We start from the raw sequence: 25,886 nt of genomic DNA, 5'->3' as shown, positions 1-25,886 counted from the left end.
ATGAAAAACTTATTTTCAACAAGTGATTTGAGTCTTTGTGTAGTTCTTTGCTATTTTGGTTGCAAAATAGAGGGAATAGACAAAATAAATCCATTAAGAGTCCAATTCTATTTCAAGAGAGAAAATGATTTAGACAAATTAATAGAAGGATTTTGGAAAAAAGAGTTATTGGTTGAGCCAATAGCGTTTTTTAGTTTAATAAAAGAGATTAAAAATTTGATTTATATTAAAGAATAATTAATAACATTATGAAATCACTAGAAAGAAGACTTAATAAAATACAAAAAAGAAATCCATATTGGAACTCATATATTTGTTTTGTAGAAGCAATTAAAGATCAAGGATTTAGTAATCAAACAATTCATCGTTGGTTTTATAAATTAGTAGAAAAAGATGATTATGTAAAAAATGAGGTTAAGCAATTATTATTTTATCTCGAGTGTCTTTCAAAACCATCTGACGACAACAAATTTTAGGGGTATATAGACGTTTATAGATATTTAAATTAAAGAAATGAATATAGTTACATTTTTAAATAATTAATTCAAATAAAGCAAAAAAATATGGAAAATGAAAATGAAAAAAGTGATCAAAATTTAATTAATGTTAATGATGTAGAAGTCATTATTAAAATTAAAGATGAAGGTAAGTTAAAAGCCACGGCAATATTAAGATATAAGAATATCAACATTAAAGGATTTAGAATTATGGACTCTGAATATGATAATGTGTTTGGAGACAAAATATGGATACAGCCACCTTCTTATTTTGCAGGGCGTTATCAACCAATGTTTTTTTTAGAACCAAAGGAAGAATGGAAAAAAATGGAGGAAGCAATAATAATACAATTTAAAAAATCCCAACAGGAATATTATAAGAAGAAATTTAAGGTACAAGATAACAGTGAAGAAGAACTCGAAATTGAGAATATAAAGTTCAATAACTAGTATAGTAACAATGTAACTATATATTGTTACAGAATAGATACAGTTACTATATAGTTTTTCCCTATAAGATAAATAAATATATTATTACTGTATTGTGACTATATGTTATTTACTTGTTATATCAAATAGAAATCTTTACAAAATTGAATATTTATATTGTAATTATCTATTTTGATTAACAAAGGATAAATAAATGATAGTATAAATTATCTGCTTTATCAGATAAATATCAGGTAATCAATGCTGTTTTATCAGCAAGTTAACAGCAAAAATAAATTTATCTGCTTTTCCTGTAAATTAACAGGTAAAAAATACTATTAAAAATTAAATTAATTATCAATTAATAGTCAATTCCTCTAAAAATTCTAAATTATAAATATTTAAGAAAACTTAAAATTAACCTATAAAATAACTTTAAATTAAGGTTAATAAATGATAGGATGATATTGTCCAGAGATAGAGGTTTTTATCTCACCAATATTGTTCCTTAACAATAAAATGATTGAAGATTTGGACAAAATTATAAATAAACCATTCTTAACACCAATTGATCTTGCTAAATTTTTTAGTATTTCTACTCCAACTGTTTATAGGTTGGTAGATCAAAGAGTAATCAAGTTTTACAAAATTGGTGGTAGCTTAAGATTTAAGAAAGAAGATGTTCTGGCTTATTTAGACAATGTCCAAGTCAACGTAATCTCAAAATGAATATGAGTATTTTTAAGAGAGGAAAAAAATATTGGATAGGTTTTAGATTCAATAGAATAAGATATAGAATGCCTAGTCCTGAAAATAGCTTTGCTGGGGCCAAAGTTTACGAGTCTTTGATTAGACAGAAATTAGCTCGTGGTGAAGAGATAGTTGAAAAAGTAAAAGAGATTAAGATTCCATTATTTGAAGAGTTTTCATATAAATGGCATAAAACCTATGTAATGAATAATAATAAACCATCTGAGCAAGTAGGAAAAAAGTATATTCTTGATAAACATTTAATTCCTTTTTTTGGTAAACTCCCACTAAACAAGATAAGTGTGCTGAAGATAGAGGAGTTCAAAGCAAAGAAACTTGAGGAAGGATTAAGTCCAAAGACAATCAACAATATTTTAACAATTCTAAGTAAATGTCTTAAGACGGCTCAAGAATGGGAGTGTGTAAATCAAGTTCCAAAAATGAGGTTATTAAATGTTCCACCACAGAAATTTGATTTTCTAAGTAATGAAGAGTTATCTTCACTTCTAATTGGCGCAAATGAAATAATAGGAGAAATGATTCTGATGGTTTATATGACTGGTTTAAGATTTGGGGAATTGGCAGTCCTTGATTGGAGTGATGTTGACCTTAAGAATAAGAAAATTATTATTCGTCGTTCTATTACCAGAGGATTAATTGGGAGCACAAAAAGTAATAAGATTAGATATATCCCTCTTGCACCACAACTTCTTGATATGCTTGAAGCCAGATCTATAAAAACAGGTTTAGTATTCCCAAATGTTAATGGAAAATCTTATACTTCAAATTTGGCACTAAACAAACTTCATAGTGCCTGTCAGTTAAGTGGTTTAAGAAAAATAGGATGGCATAATTTAAGACATACATTTGCTTCTCATTTAGTTCAAAGAGGAATTTCAATACTTGTTGTAAAAGAGTTATTGGGGCATTCTGATGTTAAAACTACAATGAGATATTCTCATCTTGGACCACTTGCGACAGTTGATGCAATAAGGTCTTTAAGTGAACAGAAATATAATATTGGCCACAATATGGCCACAATTTGTTTGCCATAAACAAAAAAGACCCATAAATAGGCGTCTTTAATGGAGCGAGTAACGGGAATCGGACCCGTCTCTCAGCCTTGGCAAGGCCGTATAATAGCCACTATACGATACTCGCTTAATTCCATCAGGTCGAATGACCTGGTGGAAATGTGAAATTATTCAGTTTTTTCTTCTACTATTTTTGATGTTTCAACAGAATCTTTAGTTGGAATTTCTTCTACAGGTTTTTCAGTAATAGGAGCTTCTTTATTTTCTGCAACTTCAGTAGGGGTAGATTCTGTAGTTTCAGTTTTTGGTTCTTCAGGAGTGGGTGTTTCTTCTACTACAACTTCTTTAGTTTTTGCTTCTTCTGCTTCTTTCATAACTCTTGCTTCTTCATCTGCTATAGCTTTTGCTTCTTTTTTGGCTTTTGTCTCTTCTTCTAGTTTTTTCTTATCACCTATTTTTGTTTGTCTTTTTTTGCTGATTTTTACAGCTTTTTTCTTTATATCTTCGATAATACCATTTTTTAGAAGTAAATTACTTACTGTGTTTGAAGCTTGTGCTCCAACACTAAGCCAATATTTTATTCTGTCTTCTTTTAATACTGTTTCTTTGGTTTTTGGATCGAAAAATCCTAGCTTTTCTATATAGTTTGACCATGGATCTTTTTGTTTTTCCATTACAACTATTCTATAGGATGGAGCTTTTTTTCTTCCAACTCTTTTGAATCTAATACTTAACATACATTATTTTAGATTAAATTTAATAAATTTTTGAGCCGTGACGCTTGGGAGTATAATATCGCATTTTGTGATTTATGTCAATATTGATGAGGTTTTACAAGTATATTTGTAATTCAATTTTGTAATATAATTATTATATAATAAGTTTTTTTAGTTTTATAGTTTTATTGTTCGCTATATTTTTCTGCTTCATTAAAACTTATAGAAAGTATTTTTGATATTCCATTGTCATCCATTGTAACTCCATATAATGTATTTGACTTATGCATTGTGGCACGATTGTGTGTTATGCATATAAATTGGGTTTTGTTTTTTAACATATCTACTATTTCTGCAAATCTTTCAGAGTTTGCTTCATCAAGTGCTGCATCTACTTCATCTAGTACTACAAATGGAGATGGATTGTTGTCTATGATTGCACAAATTAGTGCAATTGATGTAAGAGATCTTTCTCCACCCGACAATACATTCATACTTGTGAGCTTTTTACCTGGAATTTTTACTGAAATTATTATATCAGCTATACATTTTCTGTCATTATATATATTTGATTCTTCATTTTCTATATCCTCTTTCTCTTCTTCATTTTCTTCACTATTTTCATTTTCAGTATTTGTTGTTTTTATATTTTCCTCTTTTTTTATAACAAGACCAGCATTTCCGCCTTCAAAGAGCACTTGAAAATATTTATTAAAAGCCTCATTTATTTTTTTGAAATTCGTATTAAATCTTTCTTCTATTTTTATCTCTAAATCTTCAATGATTCTTTTTAAATTTTTTGATGCTTCTTCTAGATCTGTAAGTTGTTTTTCTAGAAATTCATATTTTTCATTTACTTTTGTGTATTCTTCTTCTACATTTTCTTCTATTTCTCCAATCTGAGCAGATTGATTTTTGTATTTATTGATTTGAGATAAGCTGTAATCTTTGTCTATATCTTTTGCATTATAATTTAATTTTTCTAAATCTATATTTTCATATTTTATTTCGTTGTCTATATCTTCTTTTTTGGTTTGAAGTCTAGCTATGTTTATATTTAAATCCTGTATTTCTGAATTTATTATATTTAGTGCATTTTGTATTGATTGTGCCTGTTTTTGAGCATCAAACAATTTGTTTCTGTTTTCTTGATTTTTTTTGTCTAGATTTTCTATTTCTTTTTTTGAGATTGATATTTTCTCATTTAGAATTTCAGTTTTTTTATCAATATCACCTATCATTTCTTCTATTTGTTTTTGATTTTTTGATTTGTCTTCTGAATTAGATATTTCTATATCAATTTTTATTTTATTAAGTTTAATTTTTATATCTTCTTGTCTTCTTTTTAGATTAGTTAATTTATTTTCTATTATATTTTTTTGATTTTTTAATTCAAAAATTTCATTTACTAAAGAATCTTTACTACTTAGATATTTATTAAATTCCTTTTGTACTTCTTCATATTTTGTCTTTACATCTGAATTTTCATTATTGACTGATTTATTTATATATTGAACTTCTTTTTCTATAAAATAAAACTCTTTTTCCAATTCATCTTTACTGAGATTCTTTATGTTTTTGACAACATTTTGTATTGAATCATTTAATCTTTTTATTCTTTCTTTTATATTTATAGAATCTTTATTTGTATTTGAGTTAGATATTTCCTCTAGTTGAGATTTTATTTCATTTATTTTTGATATAAAATTTTCTTGCTTTACGATTTTTTCATCAAGATGAATTTGTATGGATGTTATATTTTTTTCTTCATTTGTAATTTCAGATTCATTTTGATCGTATTCTTTTTCAAGTTCTTCTTTATGATTTCCAAGCCAAATAAGATTACTTTTTCCATTGGAAGAAAATTCTATATCTAATTTTCCTTGATAAACTACCTTGTCGTGTGATAAGTTGTTCCTTGTATCTATAAGTTTTTGATATTCCAATTGCAAATCAGAAAATTCTCTGCTATAAGTATTTTTATTTTTTTCTTTTTCTATTTCAGATTGTTCATGCTCAAGTTTTATTTGAAGGTTTTCTTTTTCTTTGTTTTTTTCTTTGAGTTTTTGTTCGATTTCTTTTATTTTTGTATTCATTTCAGAAATTATAAATCCGTAGTAGTTGTTTTGAAGTTCTTCTAATTGAATTTTTGTTTCTTCTTGTTTCTTTAATTTATTTACTTGTTTTGTAAGATATTTAAGTCTAGGAGAAATTTCATTTAGTATAAGATTGCTTTGTTTTAAATTGTTTTGAGTGCTTATATACTTGTTTTGTGACTTTTCTTTTTTTATTTGATATTCTTTTACACCAGTTGCTTCATCAAAGAAATCTTTTCTTGAAGCAGAGGATTGGTTTAATATAGAATCTATCATTCCTTGTCCTACTATTGAATAATTACCTTGTCCAAAATTCGCTCTAGCTAGTAGTAGTTGTATATCTAATAACCTTACTTTATTTTTGTTTATTATATATTCACTTTCTCCATTTCTGAAAATTCGTCTTGTAATAACAACCTCATCAAAGTCTAGTGGAATTTTTTTGTTTTTGTTATCCAAAAAAATACTTACTTCGGCCATTCCTAATTTGCTTTTTTTGTCTGAGCCAGCAAAAATAATCTCTTCAGCTTTTTTTGTACGAAGAAGTTTTTGGCTTTGTTCACCAGTAACCCATCTTATAGCATCAGATATGTTTGATTTTCCAGAACCATTTGGTCCAACTATTGACGTGAGATTTCTATTAAATTGTAATTCAGTTTTATGTGCAAAGGATTTAAATCCTTGGATTTCTATTTTCTTTAAGAACATTGTTTTGTTTTATTTTTGTATGCGAATTTTACTAATTATACTAATCATTTGTGTTATATTGGTATGAATTTGTATATTTTTTTATTTTACCAGTTTTGTTTTTTAAGTCCCAATATTGCAGCATTTATTTCTGCTTCTTGTTTTGAGCTTCCTTCTGCTTTTGATATTAGTTTTTCATCTATATATAGCCCTACTGTGAATATTTTATTGTGATCTGGTCCTTTTTCGCCAATTAGTTTGTATTTTGGTGTTATATTGTATTGTTCTTGTGCTTTTTCTTGAAACTTTGTTTTTGGATCCATGTATAATTCTTTTTCTAATATTTCATCTATTTTATATAATATATTTTTTTCTACAAATTTCTTTGCTTCATCGTAGTTTTTGTCTATATAAATCGCTCCTATTATAGCCTCTACTGAATCAGCCATAATATATCTTCTAGCTTTACTATTTTTGTCCTTTGATTCACCTCGACTTAGAAAAAGATATTTATCTATCTCTAAATTTTGAGCAACATCTGATAATGTATTTGAATTTACCAAACTTGCTCTTATATTAGTAAGATCTCCTTCTGGTTTTTCTGGAAATTGACGAAATAAAAAGTCAGTTGTTATAAGTTCTAATACTGCATCTCCAAGAAATTCCAATCTCTCATTATTTTTTAATTTGAAATTTTGATTTTCATTTAAGAAAGATTTATGTACAAAAGCCTGTTTTAATAAATCTATATCATTAAATGATATTTTTATTTTTTTTGCAAATTCTTGTGTTTTGTCTTTCATTGTATTTGTTTTTAGCTCCGCAAAGGCTAATGGCTGTCAGCTAAATGAATATTATTTATTCTTCTTCTATTTTTATTTCCAAATCTTCAATATTTCCACCAAGTTCTTTATATATTGATCCAAGTACTCCATTTATAAATTTACTACTATTATCACTGCCATAATTTTTAGATAGTTCTATTGATTCATTTATAGCTACTTTTGGTGGAATTTCTTTGGAATATTTTAGTTCATATATACCAATTCTAAGGATATTCCTATCTATTATGTTTATTTGTTTTAATGGCCACTCAGGGGCGTATTTTAGTATTAAACCATTTAATTCTTTCCATTTTGTTACAACACCATTTAATAAAATTTTTGCAAATTCATCTTTGTCTATATCTGGAGTAACTTCTTTTGTGATGTATTCTAATAGTTTCTCTGGATTCCCAGGGGTTTTATTGAAGTCCCAAGTAAAAAGTGTTTGTAAAACTATTGTTCTAGACAGATGTCTATTAGACATAGATTTTTATTTTAATAACAAAAAAAGAGGAGAGCTATTGCTTTGCCTCTTTTTTTGCTTCTTTTTCTTTTTTAGCTTTTTTCTTATCTAAAGTAGTTTTTATTTTTATTATTTCTTCTCCATTGTAATAACCACAATATTTACAAACTCTATGAGGTGCAATTGTTTGTTTGCATTTTGGACATTGTACTAAAGTAGTTTTTTTAAGTGCATGATGTGATCTTCTTTGATCTCTGGCAGACGAAGTATGATGTTTCTTTGGTACGGACATAAATATTTATTTGTTATTTTGTTAATATTATATCAAGATTTTAGCTTATTTTCGAGCTTTTGTCAATTTTAAAATTTTATTCATAATTGCTATTTTTATTATATTTATATATCTAAAAGACCCCAGAAAAACAAGGGTCTTTAGTTTTGTATAGCATCTTTTACCATTATCCAGAGTGATTCTGGTTTGAACGTTAAAAAATTTATAAATCCATTTACCTCTACTGCTTCAAATTCTTGTTTTAATCTGGCTCCATTTCCAATAGCAATTATCGGAAGATATCTGGTGGATCTTTTCATTCGGAGTTTTGCAACAATATTTGGACCATTTTCTTTTTCATAGAAGAAATCTTCTAATATAAGGAGATTTGGATTTCCTTTTTTTGCGATTGATTTGATGCATTCATCTCCAGAACATGCTTCGTCAAATAATAGATAACAATTATCATTTTCTGTGAGTTTTTTTAGTAATCTAATTAACTTTGTTCTGTTTACTACGTTTGAATCGGCAATAAGAATTTTAACTATATTCATCTTTCCTCCCAATGTAATTGTATAGTTTATTCTATAATAGAAATTTGTCAATATTTTAAAACTTCGGTTTTTGGTCGAAGTTTTGTGTTTTTATTTTAATTTATTTAATAATTCTTTTGCATCTCTTAATTTCTTTTTTTCAGCTTCTACAATTTCATTTGGCGCATTGTCTATGAATTGTTTATTTGCTAATTTTGTTTCAAGAGTATTTATATATTTTTCTAGTTCGATAATCTGTTTTTCGGTTTCTTTTTTATCTATAATTATTTCAATATATATATCTATATTTGGAATATGGATTTTTTCTTTGTACAAATTATTTTGTAATTTTATTCTAGATAGGATTTCTATGATTTTTGAATTTTCTTTTATCAATTTTTCATATTTTTTTGATTCTATATGACAATTGATAATTTTTGCCGGGTCTATTTTATTTATATTTTTGAATTTTCTTATTTCAGTTATTATATTTTGTATTATAAAAAATTCATCCTTTACCTTTTTGTTTTCTTTGTATTTCTTCGAGCTTAGCTTGATTTTTACTTCAGGCCATTTTTGTATCAAGAGTAATTCATTGCTAAAATTTTTCCATATTACTTCTGTTATATATGGAGTAAATGGATGCCATAATTTTAACAAATTTTGAAGTATATATAATAATATTTCATCCTTGTCCGCCATAGCTTTAGCGTCGGCGGATTTTTCTAATTTTGAAATTTCAATATACCAATCAGCTAATTTGTTCCAAGTAAATTCATATAAATCTTCTCCAGCAGGGGAGAATTGAAAGTTTTCTATTTTTAAAGTTGTATTGTAAATTATTTTATCAAGTTCATCTAGTATCCATTTATCAGAAAGTGTAATAGCCTCTGGTTTTTTTTCTATTAGTTTAGGATTTTCTATATTTGTAAGAATATATCTTGAAATATTCCATAATTTATTTATAAAATTTCTATAACCAGATATTTTTTCATCATACAATTTTACATCATTTCCTGGCGTTGATCCTATTATCATAGAAAGTCTTAAGGCATCTGCTCCATATTTTTTTATTACATCAAGCGGATCTATTCCATTTCCAAGTGATTTGGACATTTTTTTGCCATTTTTGTCTCTTACGAGCCCATGAAGATATACAGTGTGAAATGGAATATCATCTAATATATATGTTGTAAGAAGTATCATTCTTGCAACCCAGAAAAATAATATATCATAACCCGTTTCCATTACAGATGTGGGGTGAAAATCTTTCAAATCTTTTGTTTTGTTTGGTCCACCAAGTGTTGTAAATGTCCAAAGTGCAGAAGAAAACCAAGTATCCAATGTATCAGGGTCTTGTTTCCAGTCTTTTATTTTATATTTTCCATCAAGTATTTGATATTTTTCTATTTTTTCATGTTGTAATTTATATTTTGAAGCTTCTTCATCATTTAATTCATTGATAATTATATTAAAAGTTCTTATAACAGCATTGTGAGTTATTATAAGTATTTTTTTGTTGCTATAATTTTTATTAATGTATTCTAAAAATTTTTCTACACGTTTTTTCATATCATCGTAGCTCTCTTCTTCTCCAGGAATATCAAATTTAATTTTATTATTTTTATATTCTGGATATTCTTTAGCAACTTTCTTTGCTTCTTTTCCTTCAAATCCCGCATAATCTCTTTCTACTAGTAATTCATTTGTAAGAAGAGTAATATTTAATTTTTGATTTATTATTTCTGCTGTTTGTCTTGCTCTTTTTTGTGTTGAAGAAATTATAATATCAAATTTTTCATTCTTTAAATTTTCTGCAATTTTTTCTATATTTTTTACATTGTCTTCATCAATTGGAACATCGGTTTTTCCTTGGATTTTTCCTTCTTTATTCCAGTCTGTCGCCCCATGTCTCATCACATATAATTCTGTAATAGTTTTTGGTACCCAAATTTCTTTGTCTTTGTACCAAACAGGCATTCTGTGTCCAAACCAAAGTTGCCTTGAAATACACCAATCTTTCAAATTATTCATCCATTCAAAATATACTTTATCAAACCTCTGCGGAATAATTTTTATAGATCCATTTTTTACAACCTCTGTTGATAATTGTTTGAGAGTTTTATTGTTTTTACTTTTTATTTTTTTGTTTACATTTACAAACCATTGCTCAAGTGGCATTGGCTCTATTGGAGTATCACATCTATAACATATTGATAAATTATTATTATATTCATCAATTTTTTCTATGAGCTTATTTTTCTTTAATTCTTCTATGATTTTTTTACTTGCTTCTTTTGTATTGAGTCCAGAGAATTTTCCAAATCCTGGTAAAATCTTTCCATCTTTGTCTATAACTTTTATTATTTTTAAATTATGTTCTTTTGCAAGATCTGCATCTATTGCTGAGTGAGCTGGCGTTACACCAAGTGCACCTGTTCCAAAATTCATATCTACATTTCTATCAGCAATAATTTTTATATGTAATTTTATGCCACAAAAAGTTATATCAAATGTTTTTCCGATATATTTTTTGTACCTTTCATCTTTTGGATTTACTGCAACTGCAGTATCACCAAGTTTTGTCTCAGGGCGGGATGTTGCTATTGTGATAGGAAAATCTTTAGAATATTTGAAATAATATAACTTTGTATTTTGTTCGCGATGCTCAACTTCATCATCGGCCAAAGTGGATTTACAATGTGGGCACCAATTTATAACTCTTTCGCCTCTATATATAAGTCCATCTTCATACAATTTTCTAAAAACATGTTGAACTTCTTTGGTAATTCCTTTGTCCATTGTATATCTCTCTCTTGACCAATCTAGAGATGAGCCCATTTTTTGGAGTTGATTTTTTATAACTGTTTTTGATTCTTGTACGAAATTATCTACTTCTTCCAAAAATTTTTCTCTTCCAATTTCATGCCTATCTATTCCTTTTGCTTTTAATTTTTTATCAACCACAGTTTGTGTTGCAATAGCAGCGTGATCCATACCTGGAAGCCATAGAGTTTTATCACCTCTCATTCTATGATATCTAACTATTAAATCTTGATATGCAAGCATTGCTGCATGACCAATATGAAGTTGTCCAGTGACATTTGGAGGAGGTAAGACTATAGAAAAACTTTTATTATTTCTTTTTTGTAAATTGTCAGGATTAAAATATCCAGAGTTTAGCCACTCTTGATATATATCGTCTTCAAATTTTTTCGCTTCGTATGCTTTGTCTAATTCTATTTTCATGTGTTTATTTTGTATGATTTTTGTTTCCTATGTCGTTTCGAGCGAAGTCCCGCTGAGCGGGACGAAGTCGAGAAACCTCGAAATTGTATTTAATTAAATAACTTCGAGACCTCTCCATTCTCCCGCATTGCGGGATCGGTCGAGGTGACTACCCTAAAACACAAAGTGCAAAAATTTTAATATTCTATTATTCTTTCATTTTCATGAGTCCCTAGTTTAAAGTTTACATAAATTGTCTCTTTTGGTAAATAGTCACAAATCTTATTAGCCCACTCTAAAATTATAAGATTTTTTTCATCATTTATATAATCTTCAAGTCCAATATCAAGAAGTGCGTCATAAGTTTCGAGTCTGTAGCAATCAATATGTACTACGTTTTTTATTTTGGAATTATTTTTTAGCGTTTTATAAATTTTCATTACTACGAATGTTGGACTTGTAATATTTTCTATGCCAAAATACCCACCAATTCCCTTTGTAATTGCAGTTTTTCCTGCACCCAAATCACCATTTAATCCTATTACATGAAAATTAAAATTTTTTGTTAATTTTTTTCCAAGCAATCTGGTTTCTTTTAGTGATTTTGTAATATGTTTAGTCATTTCCAAAATTTATAGTAATAAGTAATGTTGGAATAGGACAAATATATAACTTTTTATTATCTCTATCAATATATATGCCAATCCAAAAATCATACCACGCAAATGATAGTTTAAATCTGCTAATTTTTAATAATGTAATTGATTTCATACAATAAAGCATAACAAAAATGGGGGGTTTGGGCAATTGAGATTTGAGGCTGTTATACTTGACAATTGCATAAATATATGTTAATATAGATAGAATATATAAAATCCTAGAAAATAGGTAAAATATGGAGGAATCATGAGTGATGAAGTACAAACAAAAATTTCTGCCATGAACTATCAACTTGGTATCATTATAATTATATTGATACTAATGTTTCTTGGTCAATGTTCGTCAAAGTCTGAGCCAAAATCCCCGTGGGTATTTGTTGATGGCAAGACGGCATATCTTCAGACATTTGAAGAGTCATCGATGCCGGAAGCTTACTCTGGCAACGTCATTTTTATCAAGGATAGTATAGTATGTCAGTCCCATGTGACAAAAAGGGGTAGTTATTACAAGTCTAAAAAGCTTGAGAAGACATTGCCCCTTAATGAAGAACAGGCCCAACTTTGGGCCAATAGAATTGAACAAAGAATGTTTGAGACCGGGAAATACTAATTTTCTGGTCTCAACAGAATATAAAGGATGGTGTTCTATGAGCATCATCCTTTTAAAATTAAAAAATATATTTGAAATATTTACAAGCTCAAATTAGAATCAGCTGTTATTTTGAAATTATTTTTACGAGCACGATTTCTATTAAAATACCCAGCAACTGCTACCATCGCAGCATTGTCTCCGGTATGTTTTAGTTCCGGAAAATATGTTTTTATGCTTAATTTTTCAGCATCAGCTTTTATTCTACTTTTTATAGAACTATTTGCACTTACTCCACCACCTAAAATTATATTTTTTACATTATAATTTTTTGCAGCGCTAATAATTTTTTTTGAAAGTACATCACAGATCGCGTTTTCAAAAGCTTTGCAATATTCACTTATTACTTTATTTTTTTTTCCTGGCCCGAGCGAAGTCGAGGGGTCGTCACGCCACTTATATAATATAGAAGTTTTAAGTCCAGAAAAAGAAAAATTATAATCTTTTGTGTTTAGCATTGGTCTAGGAAATTCAAAGCTTGGTTTTTTAGAATATTCGCTGGCTAGCTTATTTATTATTGGACCACCTGGATAGCCAAGTTCTAATATTTTTGCAACTTTGTCATATGCTTCACCAACTGCATCATCAACTGTAGCTCCTAATAGTTTATATTTTCCATAATCTTTCATTAAAAATATTTGAGTGTGACCACCAGAGATTACTACGGCAAGTGCTGGAAAAGTTGTTTTCTCATTAAATAATTCTGGATAAGTAAGCCAATTACTATAAATATGCGCTTCTATATGATTAATTTCTATCAATGGTTTTTTGTAAATATATGAAAGTGTTTTTGCAAGTTCTAGTCCTATAATAAGAGATGTAATAAGTCCTGGGCCATAAGTAACTGCTATTAGGTCAACATCACGCGCGATATCAATATCTAATTTTTTTAGCAATGGGAAAAAATTCTCAGCATGACATCGTGCTGCAACTTCTGGAACTATTCCACCATATTGTTTATGAATTTCTATCTGAGATGAAATGAGATTTTTTAAAAGTGTAATCTTGTTATTCTTATCAATTTCAATAAGAGATAATGCACTTTCATCACAAGAAGATTCTATACCTAGTATTTTCATATATATAAATTTATTTGTGATATTAAGATTATTTATTGGGTTTTTATTTTATTAAATGATCTAATTGTTATAATAAGTGAGTCTTCAAGTGCAATCCATTTGTGATAAACTCCTGGCGCATAATATACAAGGTCACCTTCCTTTGTTTGTAGGAGTTTTTTGTTTTCAAATATTTGTTGCATTTTTCCATATACAAGAATTGTTACGGTAAACATATTTTTATCACAAACAAAATTTTTTCTTTTTTCACCTTTTTTATGTTTACCCCATTTTATCATTACATTATCAGACATAAGCTCCGGGTATTTATCTATACTATTTCCAATAATCCATTGTTTATAATTTTTTCCAATTTTAGCTGTATTTTCTGAAAATATTTTTTTCATTTTTTTTGTTTTATTCACTAAAAACTTCCACTTGATATGTAAAAAATTTTGTATCATTATCTTCATAACAATTCCAATCTAGTCCTGCTTTTTGACAAAGTGAGCCAAAAAATTCATCAGCGTCCGTAACATTTTCCCAAACTTGTGGTAAATAAGTTGCTCCATATTTGCCATTTTTCAAAACAACACCATCAATATCTTTTCTGATTTCATCAAATTCTACTTTTTGTGGAACTGTGAGAACTGATATTTCTATTTTTATATCTTTCAATTCATCTTGAGATAGGGGAGAAAATCTTGTATCTTCAAACGCAGCTGAAATTGCATTTAGCTGAACTGCTTTATATAATTTTTCAATTGCTTCGATGTAGCCAATACAACCACGAAGTTTATCATATTTATTTAATGTTACAAAAACACCTCTTTTTTGTTTGAGATTTTTTGGAATTTTATCTTCATCAACTTTCATCAATTCCCCATTATTTTTGAGAGCATAATCTATAGTATTTCTTGCAAGATTTAATAAATATTTTTTGTCTTCATTCGAATAATTTGAATTTTTTATTTCTTCCACCTTCGTTGAAGCTTCGGTGGACAAGTCACCTGTAAATATTGCAGAAGCATATCCAACAACATTTTTGTCTCCTGTAATTTCTCCGCTATCACTGTAGTGCAACACTTCCGATTCCCAATTATTATTTTTTGCAATTTCAAATAATAATTTCAAAGGAATTTCCCCACATGCTTCACATTCTTCATTATATTTCAAATTTTTTATTGATTCCAAACATTTTTTATCCATTTCATTCGCAATGACTTTTTTATAATAATGAGACAAGTCGGTACTTATTACTATAATAGTTTTATCATCCAATAATTTGGATATAATTTTAGAGGCACTTATAATTTCTTCAGAATTTACTTGTCCGACTAATATAGGAACAAGTTTCCAATTGTTTGCTATTACAACTTGTAAAAATGGAATTTGTACTTCTTGTGAATGTTCTTCTTCTAGTGCTAAATCAGTAAATTCAAATATGGCATTTTTTTCTAATTCAAAATTTATTTCTTTGTCTATTTCTATATCTCCTAGTGGAGTACGCCAATAATCAGCATGAGAAAGTCCAAAATTATCTATATATTCACTATGAACTGGACCAATTATTATTACTTTTTCTATATTCTGATTTTCAAGTTGTTTAAATCCATAACTTGCAGTTTGTCCACTATAAATCATTCCTGCATGAGGAGAGACTATTGCTCTAATATTTTTATAATTTTTGTTTTCAGTATTATTCAAAAAATTATTTATCATGGTCCCTAATTCATTTTTGTCAGATGGATAAAATGAACCACTAACTGCTGGAAGTCTGATAATTTTTTCTTCATTTTTATTCATATTGTTTTGTCCAGTCGTATAACTGGATGAGTTATTACTTTTTATATCACAACCACAAAGCAATAATAGTAATACCAAGAAAATAAATAATTTTTTATTTTTCCCCATCATCATGGATTATTTTTTCTGTTAAATATTCCATTACTTTTTTATTCAAGAGAGTATTTATAAGATAATTCTTATAATGATCTGACTCTATATGTTTGTTTGTTTTTTCATCTCCATTTCCATACATCATCTTTGCTTTTTCTACTTCTGAATTTAATTCATTATCTTTGATTTCAAATTTTTGATCATCAATTACTTTTCTTATCACAAGAGAGGACTCAAGTCTTTTTTTTGCTTGTGGCATAAATTCTTTCTCTATTTCTTCTATTTTTTTGCCAAGCTTTGTAATATAATCAGAAAATTCTATTCCGCGATGACCTATTTCATGCTTTAGTTCCTCAATCATTTTTTGAGCTTCTTGAGCTACTATTTCATCTGAAAATTCACCTATTTCAGAATTTTCTATAATTTTATTTAGCATTTCCATTTCTGTTTCTTTTTCTATTTTTGCATTTTCTTCAGTTTGATAATTTTCTTTTATTTTTTCTTTCAAATCTTTCAAATCTTTTGCTTGTAATCTTTTTGCCCATTCATCATTTACTTCTGGCAATTCTCTTTCAAATACAGAATTTAATTTCAATTCAAAATTTGCTTCCTTTCCAGCAATTCCTTTGTTGTGATATTCTGTTGGAAAACTCAATTTAAATTTGAACTCATCACCTTTTTTGTGACCTACAATTTGTTCTTCAAAGCCAGGAATCATTTGTCCTTTGCCAAGAATAAGTGGATAATTTTTTTCAGTTCCACCTTCTATTACAACATCACCCATTTTCACAACAAAATCTATTTCTACTTTGTCGCCAATTTTGGCTTCTGTATCTTTAAGAGTTTCTTTCGCTTCAAAGTCTCTCATTGTTTCAATTGCTTTTTCTATCTCCTTGTTATCTACTTTCGCTTTTTTCTTTTTTATTTCAATTTTTTCCAAATCGGCCAATTTTATATTGGGAAGAATATTTATTGTTGCTTTGAAAATTATTGGATTTTTAGGAGCTAGTTTTTCTATATCTACTTTTGGATGTGAAATTGGTTCCAATTTTTCCTGTATTACAGCTTCAAAATAAAAATGAGTAAGAATATCATCTAATGCATTTTGTAAAACCGCATTTTCACCAAATTTTTGTTTTACTATTTCATAAGGTGCTTTTCCAGGTCTAAATCCTGGTATTTTTGATTCTTTTGCCATAATTTCCGCAGTTTTTTCTACGAATTTTTGGTATTCTTTTTCTTCTATTTCAATAGTAAGTTCTACTTGATTTTTTGGGAGTTCTTTTTTGATTATTTTCATTGCTATAAACCTTTCTTTTAATTGTTTAATATATCTAAATTTAGCAGAGAAATAAGGAAAAATCAACTTAATATAAAACAAAAAATAATCTTTTAAAGATTATTTTTTGATGGTTGACTTTGAATAGTTGCGTCATTCGAAACGTGTATATAAATATAATAGAGTTGGGATACACGTCCGCCTTCGCCTACGGCTTCGGTGGACTATCCTTCTATTCCTTTTGGGAATACGGATGGCTTTCTTCTTTATATAAAGTTTCGAAGGAGTGGCGCGCCATCCGAAGTTCGCTAAGCGAACGAAGGATGGAGCGGGTGAGCGGAATCGAACCGCCCTCTTCAGCTTGGAAGGCTGACATAATAAGCCACTATACGACACCCGCATATTAATTGTGAATTTCAAATTATGAATTTTGAATTAACTTTTATATTTGAAACCTGTATATAATATTTAAGCAGTTATAAAGTAAAAAGTCAATATTTTAATATATTATCTCATTCTATATTTACAAGTAAGTGCTATTGCAAGAGCATCTGCCGTATCATCTTTTTTTGGAACTTGTTTTAATTTTAGAATAATTTTTACCATTTCTTTTATTTGGTTTTTGTCAGCCTTTCCATACGATGCAATAGCTAGCTTTATTTCAAGTGGAGTGTATTCATAAATAGGAAGTTTTGCCTCTGACAATGTAAGAATTATTACACCCCGAGCGTGACCTACGTCCATTGCTGTTTTTACATTTTTACAGAAGTACAGTTTTTCAACTCCAACAAAATCAGGTTTGTATTTTTTTATTAAAAGTGTGAGTTCTTTGTGGATTGTGTTTAGTCTTTTGTTGAAATCAACTCCTGCTTGTGTTTCAATACAACCACAGCTGATAAGTTGTGGTTCTTTTTCTTGTGTTATAAATCCATAACCTACTGTTGCAAGGCCAGGATCGATTCCTAAGATAATTTTTGGGGATTTTTTTTGTATTTGAGGCATTATTTATGCAAGTTAAAAGTTATAAAGTTGTAAAGTTTTGGATTTTTTTTACAACTTTAAACTTGGTACTTTATTATTATTCTGCGTTTGTATAAAAATTATTTACATCATCATTTTCATCAAGCATTTCTATGAGTTTTTCTAGTTTTTCAGGATTTTGCATTTTTACTTTGTTTTTTGCAATGTATTCTACTTCTGCATTTTCTATTTCTATTACATCTTTTAATTTTTCTTGGGTTTTTTGTAAATTTTCTATAGATGTGAGAATCATTATTCCATCTTCAGTTTTTTCTATATCATCTGCCCCAGCATCTATTATAAGGAGTTCTTGTTCATCAGAGAGTTCTGTATTTTTTAAATATATTACTCCACGTTTTTCAAATTGCCACAGTACAGAATTACTTGCTCCAAGTGATCCACCAGTTTTTGATAAAATATGTCTTATTTCAGATGCAGATCTATTTTTGTTGTCTGTTACAAGTTCTATTATTATTGCAACTCCTTCTGGACCATATCCTTCATATGTAATTTCTTCAAGATTGTTTTGTTCTCCAATACCAGCGCCCTTTGCTATTGCTCTTTCTATATTTTCTTTTGGCATAGAAAAAGCACGAGCTTTATCTATAGCCATTCGCAATTGAAAATTCATATCAGAGTCAGCACCATTTCTTGCTGCAACTGATATTATTTTTGCAAGTTTTGTAAAAATTGATGATTTTTTAGCATCAACAAGTGCTTTTTTGTGTTTTGTTGTGGCCCATTTTGAGTGTCCAGACATATTATTAACTATTAGTTATTATTAAAGTATAAATCAATATTAACAATTCTTTTTATTCGTGTAAAGAATAAAACTGGGGTATAATATATAGGATTGATATAGAAAATATGAATAAAAACAGAAATTTATTGTTTTTTTTGCCACATATATTTTTGATTGTATTATTTTTTGTAATTTTTATTGTATTATATTTTTTATCATTCCAATTTTCATATCTACTTACAGATATACATCTCTATAAAAGTATAGCCGACAATATAATGATGGGGTTTATTCCATATATTGATTTTGATTTTGAATATCCATTGTTGGCGTCATATATTTTTTTATTGCCAAGAATTTTTAGTAAAGATATAACATCTTATTTTTATATATTTTCTTTTTTTAATTTTGTGATAGTATTTTTTACAAGTTTTGCTTCTATGAAAATTTTAAAATTATATAAAAAAGATATAAATTTCAAAACGATTATTTATCAAATTATATTTATATTTATATTTTTGTGGCTTCTTCTATTACGCTATGATATTTATCCTGTATTTTTTGTTGTTTTGGGGATATATTTTTATTTACTTTCATATAAAAAGCAAAAATATACTCATCATGTGTTATCTTATATTTTTGTTATACTAGCTGGATTTTTGAAATTATATCCATTTTTACTTTTACCAGTAATGTTTATTTCAGATATTAGACAAAAAAATATAAACATTTTTTTGAAAAGTTATTTTTATAGTTTTTTATTTTTTGTATTGAATATTATTTTTCTATTTTTTGGAAGAGATGGTGTTTTTTATTTTTTCAATTTTCACTCAAATAGAGGATTACAGATTGAAAGTTTTTATAGTTCTATAATTTTATTTTTATCAAAAACAAATATTATATCTGGAATAGAGATAATTAACGATGGAGCTTGTTGGATTATTTCTGGAAGTTTTTTGGAATTTATTTCTAAAATTTCATTATATATATTCTTATTTTTTTATATTGTTATATTGTATTTTATATACAAAAAGAATGATTGGAGTGAAAATTTGTCAAAGAATATTATTTTTTCCTTTAGTATTGTGACTTTGACATATATTTTATTGAATAAGGTTTTTTCACCACAATATTTAATTTGGTTGTTTCCATTTATATTTTTATTAGATACTTTCTCTCATAGGAAAAATAATTTTGTTAGTAAAATATTTTTATTTATAATATTTTTGACTATAATAATTTTTCCTTTTTATTATGCAAATTTGGTATCATTTGGCTATGTTTCTATTATTTTATTACTTATAAGAAATGTATTATTATTTGTTATTTTGCTTAGAATATTATATGATTTTTTTATAAATAAAAAATAAATATATGACAACAAAAAATACTAATTTATCAAAAATAGCTATTTTCGATAAAGGTGATGTTTTCAAAACTTATGAAAATACCCATAAACAATTTGATCAAGTTTTTGGTGAATTTAAAATTAGTTCTTTGAAGAATAAATTCAAAGATATAAACAAAGTTTTGATTTGTGGAATGGGGGGCTCTGCGCTCGGTGCAGATCTTGTGAGAAATGTATTTTGCAAAAATATAAAATTACCAATTCTTGTTTTGAATGATTACAATTTACCAGCTTGGGTGGACAACAAAACACTTATTGTAATTTCTAGTTTTTCTGGAACAACGGAAGAGTCAATACAATGTTTCAAAAATGCAAGGAAAAGAAAAATGAATATATATTGTATAGGTGGAAAAACTTTTGATATTTCAAATACTTCAGGATATTTGTTTGATCCAAAATATAATTTTGCACAAAATCCAAGATTTGCTATAGGATACTCAATAGCTAGTATGATTTCTTTGTTTATTGGATTAAATATTTTGAAATTTGATTTGAATGATATTAAAAAAGGGACTAAATATTTTAGTATTGGAAAAGAAACTACAGAGAAGTTTGCAAAAAATATTTTAAATAAAATTCCTATTATAGTTGCATCAGAGCATTTGTTTGGTAATGCTCATGTTTTTCAAAATCAATTAAATGAAACAGGAAAAATATTTTCTACTCATTTTCAAATGCCGGAGATTTGTCATCATCAGTTTGAAGGACTTGGTTCTCCGAAAGATTTAAATAAAAATATTATTTATGTACTCATAAATTCTAAATTATATGATGATAGGAATCAAAAACGTTATAATATTTTTAAGGAAATTTTGAGTAAAAAAAAGATAAAATTTATAGAAATTATTCCAAAGGGTTTAAACGTTTGGGATGAGTCAATGTACGTTCTTGGATTATCATCATATATATCTTTTTATTTGGCATATTTTAACAACATAGATCCACAACCAAACCCTTGGGTTGATTATTTAAAAAAAAGAATGAGGGAATAATTAAAGATGAAAAATATAATTTTTTTATTTATTTTTGCATTTTATATTTTAGTGTTTTATTTTTTTGAAATACAGTTTACTCATACAAATTTTTTAGTAGGGGGAATAGAAAATATTTTTAGAATTATTACTAGTTTTATATTATGTATAATGCCATTTTTATTTTTTTCTTATTTTCAAAGGAATAAAAAAAATATATATTTTTGGTATTTTTTGTTTATAGCATCGTGTTTGTATTATTTTGTATTATTTTTTTTACTTATTTATTTGGTTACTACATTAGGATTTTTTAATTTAGATTTTTTTATAGATAACTTTAGAGATTCTTTTTTTACAATATTTACAGTAGTTAATAATATGGAGCTTTTTATGTCTCTTTTTTTTCTTATTTTATTTATAGTATCATTCTTCATTTCTGTAAATTTTTTGTCAAGAATAAAAAATATTAATAGAAATGACTTAAAATATATAATATTTTTTTTATTATTGTTGCTTATTCTTTTGGTTGGAGTGCAATTTCATTTTAAATTTGAAAAAAGTATTTTTTCGGATTTTGTAGGTCAATTTTTTACTGGTAAAGATGTTGTGTATAGTCAATATCAAAAGGATTATTCTGCTATAATTCAAAGATATATGAATTTCGATTTAGATAACTTTATAAGAGATGAAAACCACTCTTTACCGGATATATATTTTATACATTTGGAGAGTGTAAATAGTGATTTGATAAATCAATCTATAATTCCTAATTTTGAAAAATATTCTTCTAAAAATGGTATTATTTTTAATAATTTTTTTAGTAATTCTGTGCAAACATTAAAATCACAGGAGTCTATTTTATGTGCATTACCACCATCAATGGATGCACGCTTTAGGATAGGATTAGATGAAAAAAAATTAATTTGTATACCAAAAATTCTTGATAAGTATGGTTATAAAACTTTATTTTTCAAAAGTCATAATTTGGAATTTAGTAAGACAGGTCAATTCATGTCTAATATAGGATTCCAAGAAACTCACAATGCTGACATAATGGAAAATGAAGATATGCAATATGATTGGGGATTTAGAGAAGATTTTTTTTATAAAAGGGTTTATGGATATCTTCAGGAATATGGAAATAATAGAAAATTTGTTTATATAGCAGTTTCTACGACCAATCATTATCCATTTATTGTTTATGATAAGAGTTTTGATTTACCTATAAAAAATACTAGATCTATAACAGATAAAATGAAAAATACAATATATATACAAGATCAATACCTTAAAATTATTTTAGAAGAATTAAAAAATGACAAAAAGGATAAATACATTTTTATTTTTAGTGATCATAGTTGGCCCCTTGGATATCATTATGGAAATATTATAAATGAGAGTAATGCTTATATGGAAAATTTTCATATACCTTTTGCATTTTTATATTTCGGAAATGAAGCTAATTATTTTGATTTAAAAAATAGAGTCTCAGATTCATATAGTGAGTTAGATTTTTTAAAAACAGTTTTGGATTTACTTAGTATAAAAACAGGCAATGAATATTTAGGGAATTCTTTTTATCAAAATTTATTGAATAATAAAAAAGAATCAGATATAGAAAATTGTTCTATATCAGTTCAGCCTTATTCAGATAAATATATAACTTTTTTTTATAATAATAAACATTATATTTATAATATTAGAAGGAAAGAAGCTTATTATTTTGATATTTTAAGTGATAAATATGAGAAAAACAAAAAAAATATTACTCAATTTGAATTTTTGGATATATATAATAATTGTAAGGGAATAGTGGGATATTGAAAAATAATGTAATTAATTATATACTTGTATTAACATGAAATTTTATGGTTTATATAGTGATACCAACTTATAAAGAAAAGGACAATATTGGAGCTCTTATAGAGAAAATCTGTGAGCAAGATATTGAAGATCTTCATATTTTGGTAGTAGATGACAATTCTCCAGATGGTACAGCCGAAATCGTAGAATCTTTGATTAGTAAATATCCAGTAGAAATTATAAAAAGACCAGAAAAACTCGGTCTTGGTAGTGCTTATGTGGCAGGATTTAAATATGCACTGTCTCATAATGCTGATATGTTGATGGAAATGGATGCCGATTTTTCTCATTTTCCAAACAAGATACCAAATCTTATTGATGGTGTAAAAAACGGTGCAGATATGTGTCTTGGTTCTAGAAGAGTAAAGGGTGGAGGAGTGATAGGCTGGAGTTTCAAAAGAAAGTTTATGTCTCGAGCGGCTCAAGATTTTTCTAGATTATTTCTTGGTCTAAAAACAAAAGATGTAACAGGCGGTTTTAGATGTTATCACAAAAGAGTGTTTGATGTAATAGATTTAAATAATATAAAAAGTAATGGTTATTCTTTTCAGGAAGAAATGATATATTTGTTAGAGAGAAATAATTTTAAAATAAAAGAAATTCCAATTACATTCGTGGATAGGCAAAAAGGAGTTTCAAAATTGGGGTTTGGTGAAGTATTTTATTTTCTTGTAAATATGTTGAGATTGAAATTCAAAAAATAAATCCAGCTAAGATCAACTCAGTCGAGTTAAACTCGATCAGCCGGTTAAACTGTAAAAGTTTATTCTAATTCAATTTTTATAGTAGATTCTAGGATATCTTTCTTAGAATATTTTTTTATAAAAGATTTTTGGTTATCCAATACTATATCCCCTTCTATGTCTACAAGATTTATTTCTATATTATAATCTTCATTTGATAGTTTGTCTGGTACAAGGAACCAATAATTTATTTTTATAATTTCATCATCTTTCCATTTTGAAGTGGGATAAAATCCATAAGTAAGTGGATATATTTTTTCAAATTTGTTTCTAAATACTTTTTTTGAAGATAATCTTAATTGTAATTCATAATCTTTTTCTATTTTTTCTGTATTACTTTTTTTGAAATATAATGCAAGTGGGATTATTTTTGCATTTATTTTTTCAAATTTATTAATACTTGTTATTTCTATGTTATCCCAACCCAAAAAAGTTATTTCATTGTTTATATTTACATTTCTTGCATTGCCTATATTTATCTTGTCTCTGATCACTTTGTATAATGGAAAATTATAATCATTATTTTTGTTTGTTTGTTCCATATTTGGATCATATTTCCATAAACTATAAGTGTCTATTATTTTTATTGGAGAAAAATTATTGTTTTTCCAAACATTTTGCCAATTTATATAAGAATTTTTGTAATTATAATTTCCGTCTTGTAAATATTGAATTTTATAAGATAGAGTATCATCAAAATTTATTATCATATATTCAGTGTCTTTTGGTAATTCATAGGGAATGTATGATAGTTGCTTGTATCCAGAATATGCATAATTTAGAGAATATAATTTTAGCCTACTTGATAATGCTGGTAAGAATTCATATGTAGACGCAACAACTTCATTTTTTGGTATATAATTTACCATTTCTTGTTTTATATTTTTTACATTTTTGTCATAATATACTTTTTCAAAATTCTGTATTTGTATTGGTGATAATAAGAATAATAAAAATATACTCCCAGATAGTATATATATAGTAATTAATTCTTTATTCTTTTGAAGAATTTTTTTTAATTTTGTATTGTTTTCATTTTTATTATATATGGATTTTATAGAACATATATAAGCTCCTACTAACCCTGGTATAAATAGTGCCCCATAGTGAGTTTGGTAAATTAAATCTCCGCCACCGAGCTGGGTAAGTGCATATTGTAAAAATATAAGTAAAACAAGAATCATAAATATAGGACTAATAAGAGGTATAAATAAAAATGAAATAAGTAGTGATATTATCATTACCATATTTGAAAGTGAAAATATATGAAGAATTACTTTTATAGGATGGTTGATATAATTTTTTGTAATTTCTGTTATATTATTTCCGCCAAGCCAATTGTAAAATGGTACAAATTTTATTCTTCCTTCAGGATTATATTTTGATATTATAATTTGAGTTATGGGAAAATATATAAGGGATACCAGTGTTGGCCATAATATCCATTTGAATTTTCTTTTTTGTATTAGCGCCAAAATAGAAAACATTATAACCGCCAAAAACACATCCTCTCTTACACTAAGTGATAAAATAGTAAAAAGTACAAATAGTCCAAATTTTTCTTTTTGATAAAAATATACACAGAATAATAAAAAAAACATTGCAAATGGTAATAGATGAAATTCAAAAAAATTCATATTTATAGCAATGGGATTTATAAGCCATAGAATCGGAATAATAAGTCCCCATGTTTTGTTTAGATTGTGTTTTGCTATTAGATGTATTGGTATTGCACATAGTGCTATTATGAGAGTTTGTAAAAACAATAGTGTAAGAGGAGACTTGAATATCATATATATTGGAAGTAGTAGCATTAAAAATGGATTGAAATGATCTCCAAGATATGAATGTGGGTGAATTGTAAAATAATAAAAGCTTCCGTTTGAGGAATTAAAAAAGACTTGGTTGAATATACCAAGATCCATGCAATTGTATCCAAAATTGCTGTATTTTATTATTACAAATGAAAATACAATTCCTATATAAACAAATATAAAAAATGTAAATATAAGCCAATACCTAAGTTTTATGAATTTTGCTACTTTGTCCATATTGCCTATTATATAG

The 25,886-nt window shown here is 26.9% G+C and carries 25 protein-coding genes and 2 tRNA genes; 9 read left to right on the top strand and 18 right to left on the bottom strand.

Annotation, left to right across the window (positions count from 1 at the left end):
• From PHZ07_01305 to PHZ07_01290, 4 genes are all read left to right on the top strand, one after another.
• Entirely contained in the window at positions 1 to 237 is a 237-nt protein-coding gene (locus tag PHZ07_01305) for a DUF5659 domain-containing protein (GenBank protein MDD3284210.1), read from the top strand.
• Positions 238 to 248: 11 nt separating this feature from the next.
• The gene (locus PHZ07_01300; protein MDD3284209.1) at positions 249 to 476 is read left to right on the top strand and encodes a hypothetical protein; all 228 of its coding nucleotides are present in this window, start codon (positions 249 to 251) and stop codon (positions 474 to 476) included.
• A gap of 87 nt (positions 477 to 563) precedes the next feature.
• Positions 564 to 947, top strand: a complete 384-nt coding sequence (locus PHZ07_01295; protein MDD3284208.1) for a hypothetical protein — start codon at positions 564 to 566, stop codon at positions 945 to 947.
• Positions 948 to 1,657: 710 nt separating this feature from the next.
• Complete coding sequence (locus PHZ07_01290; protein MDD3284207.1) at positions 1,658 to 2,731, top strand: site-specific integrase; 1,074 nt, start codon at positions 1,658 to 1,660, stop codon at positions 2,729 to 2,731.
• A gap of 31 nt (positions 2,732 to 2,762) precedes the next feature.
• Here the strand turns inward: PHZ07_01290 and PHZ07_01285 are convergent.
• From PHZ07_01285 to PHZ07_01240, 10 genes are all read right to left on the bottom strand, one after another.
• Positions 2,763 to 2,837: transfer RNA gene (locus PHZ07_01285), tRNA-Gly, on the bottom strand.
• Between the two features lie 40 nt (positions 2,838 to 2,877).
• The gene (gene rpsP, locus PHZ07_01280) at positions 2,878 to 3,447 is read right to left on the bottom strand and encodes a 30S ribosomal protein S16 (GenBank protein ID MDD3284206.1); all 570 of its coding nucleotides are present in this window, start codon (positions 3,445 to 3,447) and stop codon (positions 2,878 to 2,880) included.
• 164 nt (positions 3,448 to 3,611) lie between these two features.
• Positions 3,612 to 6,230 carry a chromosome segregation SMC family protein gene (locus tag PHZ07_01275; protein MDD3284205.1) on the bottom strand — a complete coding sequence of 873 codons (2,619 nt, stop codon included), beginning with the start codon at positions 6,228 to 6,230 and terminating at the stop codon, positions 3,612 to 3,614.
• A gap of 86 nt (positions 6,231 to 6,316) precedes the next feature.
• Positions 6,317 to 7,012 (bottom strand): ribonuclease III, encoded by a 696-nt coding sequence (gene rnc, locus PHZ07_01270; protein MDD3284204.1) that lies wholly within the window; start codon positions 7,010 to 7,012, stop codon positions 6,317 to 6,319.
• Positions 7,013 to 7,067: 55 nt separating this feature from the next.
• Positions 7,068 to 7,517: a transcription antitermination factor NusB gene (nusB, locus tag PHZ07_01265; protein ID MDD3284203.1), complete on the bottom strand. Its 450-nt coding sequence runs from the start codon at positions 7,515 to 7,517 to the stop codon at positions 7,068 to 7,070.
• Between the two features lie 34 nt (positions 7,518 to 7,551).
• Positions 7,552 to 7,788 carry a 50S ribosomal protein L32 gene (rpmF, locus tag PHZ07_01260; GenBank protein ID MDD3284202.1) on the bottom strand — a complete coding sequence of 79 codons (237 nt, stop codon included), beginning with the start codon at positions 7,786 to 7,788 and terminating at the stop codon, positions 7,552 to 7,554.
• A gap of 140 nt (positions 7,789 to 7,928) precedes the next feature.
• The gene (locus PHZ07_01255; protein ID MDD3284201.1) at positions 7,929 to 8,321 is read right to left on the bottom strand and encodes a hypothetical protein; all 393 of its coding nucleotides are present in this window, start codon (positions 8,319 to 8,321) and stop codon (positions 7,929 to 7,931) included.
• Between the two features lie 90 nt (positions 8,322 to 8,411).
• Positions 8,412 to 11,549 carry a class I tRNA ligase family protein gene (locus PHZ07_01250; protein MDD3284200.1) on the bottom strand — a complete coding sequence of 1,046 codons (3,138 nt, stop codon included), beginning with the start codon at positions 11,547 to 11,549 and terminating at the stop codon, positions 8,412 to 8,414.
• A gap of 176 nt (positions 11,550 to 11,725) precedes the next feature.
• Positions 11,726 to 12,151, bottom strand: a complete 426-nt coding sequence (gene tsaE, locus PHZ07_01245; GenBank protein MDD3284199.1) for a tRNA (adenosine(37)-N6)-threonylcarbamoyltransferase complex ATPase subunit type 1 TsaE — start codon at positions 12,149 to 12,151, stop codon at positions 11,726 to 11,728.
• Positions 12,144 to 12,299 (bottom strand): hypothetical protein, encoded by a 156-nt coding sequence (locus PHZ07_01240; GenBank protein ID MDD3284198.1) that lies wholly within the window; start codon positions 12,297 to 12,299, stop codon positions 12,144 to 12,146. The genes tsaE and PHZ07_01240 overlap by 8 nt, the downstream gene beginning before the upstream one ends.
• Before the next feature lie 135 nt (positions 12,300 to 12,434).
• On the opposite strand from PHZ07_01240, the gene PHZ07_01235 reads away from it, so the two are divergent.
• On the top strand, positions 12,435 to 12,797 hold the full coding sequence (locus PHZ07_01235) for a hypothetical protein (protein ID MDD3284197.1): 363 nt from the start codon (positions 12,435 to 12,437) through the stop codon (positions 12,795 to 12,797).
• An 80-nt stretch (positions 12,798 to 12,877) separates the two neighbouring features.
• Here the strand turns inward: PHZ07_01235 and tsaD are convergent, their stop codons facing one another.
• The 7 genes from tsaD to PHZ07_01200 all read right to left on the bottom strand — a co-directional run bounded on the left by tsaD (position 12,878) and on the right by PHZ07_01200 (position 18,852).
• Positions 12,878 to 13,915 (bottom strand): tRNA (adenosine(37)-N6)-threonylcarbamoyltransferase complex transferase subunit TsaD, encoded by a 1,038-nt coding sequence (tsaD, locus tag PHZ07_01230; GenBank protein ID MDD3284196.1) that lies wholly within the window; start codon positions 13,913 to 13,915, stop codon positions 12,878 to 12,880.
• A gap of 32 nt (positions 13,916 to 13,947) precedes the next feature.
• Positions 13,948 to 14,301 (bottom strand): hypothetical protein, encoded by a 354-nt coding sequence (locus PHZ07_01225; protein MDD3284195.1) that lies wholly within the window; start codon positions 14,299 to 14,301, stop codon positions 13,948 to 13,950.
• A 10-nt stretch (positions 14,302 to 14,311) separates the two neighbouring features.
• Positions 14,312 to 15,700, bottom strand: a complete 1,389-nt coding sequence (gene amrB / locus PHZ07_01220; GenBank protein ID MDD3284194.1) for an AmmeMemoRadiSam system protein B — start codon at positions 15,698 to 15,700, stop codon at positions 14,312 to 14,314.
• Between the two features lie 94 nt (positions 15,701 to 15,794).
• The gene (gene tig, locus PHZ07_01215) at positions 15,795 to 17,093 is read right to left on the bottom strand and encodes a trigger factor (GenBank protein ID MDD3284193.1); all 1,299 of its coding nucleotides are present in this window, start codon (positions 17,091 to 17,093) and stop codon (positions 15,795 to 15,797) included.
• Positions 17,094 to 17,396: 303 nt separating this feature from the next.
• A tRNA-Gly gene (locus tag PHZ07_01210) sits at positions 17,397 to 17,472 on the bottom strand.
• 107 nt (positions 17,473 to 17,579) lie between these two features.
• Entirely contained in the window at positions 17,580 to 18,074 is a 495-nt protein-coding gene (gene ruvC / locus PHZ07_01205; GenBank protein MDD3284192.1) for a crossover junction endodeoxyribonuclease RuvC, read from the bottom strand.
• 76 nt (positions 18,075 to 18,150) lie between these two features.
• Complete coding sequence (locus PHZ07_01200) at positions 18,151 to 18,852, bottom strand: YebC/PmpR family DNA-binding transcriptional regulator (protein ID MDD3284191.1); 702 nt, start codon at positions 18,850 to 18,852, stop codon at positions 18,151 to 18,153.
• 107 nt (positions 18,853 to 18,959) lie between these two features.
• Between PHZ07_01200 and PHZ07_01195 the strand changes: the two genes are divergently transcribed.
• From PHZ07_01195 to PHZ07_01180, 4 genes are read left to right on the top strand one after another with little or no spacing between them, the layout of a single operon-like run.
• Positions 18,960 to 20,204, top strand: a complete 1,245-nt coding sequence (locus PHZ07_01195) for a hypothetical protein (protein MDD3284190.1) — start codon at positions 18,960 to 18,962, stop codon at positions 20,202 to 20,204.
• A gap of 4 nt (positions 20,205 to 20,208) precedes the next feature.
• A complete protein-coding gene (locus tag PHZ07_01190; GenBank protein ID MDD3284189.1) occupies positions 20,209 to 21,234 on the top strand; it encodes an SIS domain-containing protein in 1,026 nt (341 codons plus the stop codon).
• Positions 21,235 to 21,240: 6 nt separating this feature from the next.
• The gene (locus PHZ07_01185) at positions 21,241 to 23,037 is read left to right on the top strand and encodes a sulfatase-like hydrolase/transferase (GenBank protein ID MDD3284188.1); all 1,797 of its coding nucleotides are present in this window, start codon (positions 21,241 to 21,243) and stop codon (positions 23,035 to 23,037) included.
• Between the two features lie 44 nt (positions 23,038 to 23,081).
• Positions 23,082 to 23,780, top strand: a complete 699-nt coding sequence (locus tag PHZ07_01180; protein ID MDD3284187.1) for a polyprenol monophosphomannose synthase — start codon at positions 23,082 to 23,084, stop codon at positions 23,778 to 23,780.
• Between the two features lie 59 nt (positions 23,781 to 23,839).
• Here PHZ07_01180 and PHZ07_01175 read toward each other — a convergent pair whose 3' ends face one another.
• Entirely contained in the window at positions 23,840 to 25,870 is a 2,031-nt protein-coding gene (locus PHZ07_01175; protein MDD3284186.1) for a DUF2079 domain-containing protein, read from the bottom strand.
• Between the last annotated feature and the right edge of the window lie 16 nt (positions 25,871 to 25,886).

It is taken from the genome of Patescibacteria group bacterium, assembly GCA_028692545.1.
GTDB lineage: Bacteria > Patescibacteriota > Patescibacteriia > UBA1558 > S5-K13 > STD2-204.
This window is presented reverse-complemented; position numbering and strand designations above follow the sequence as displayed.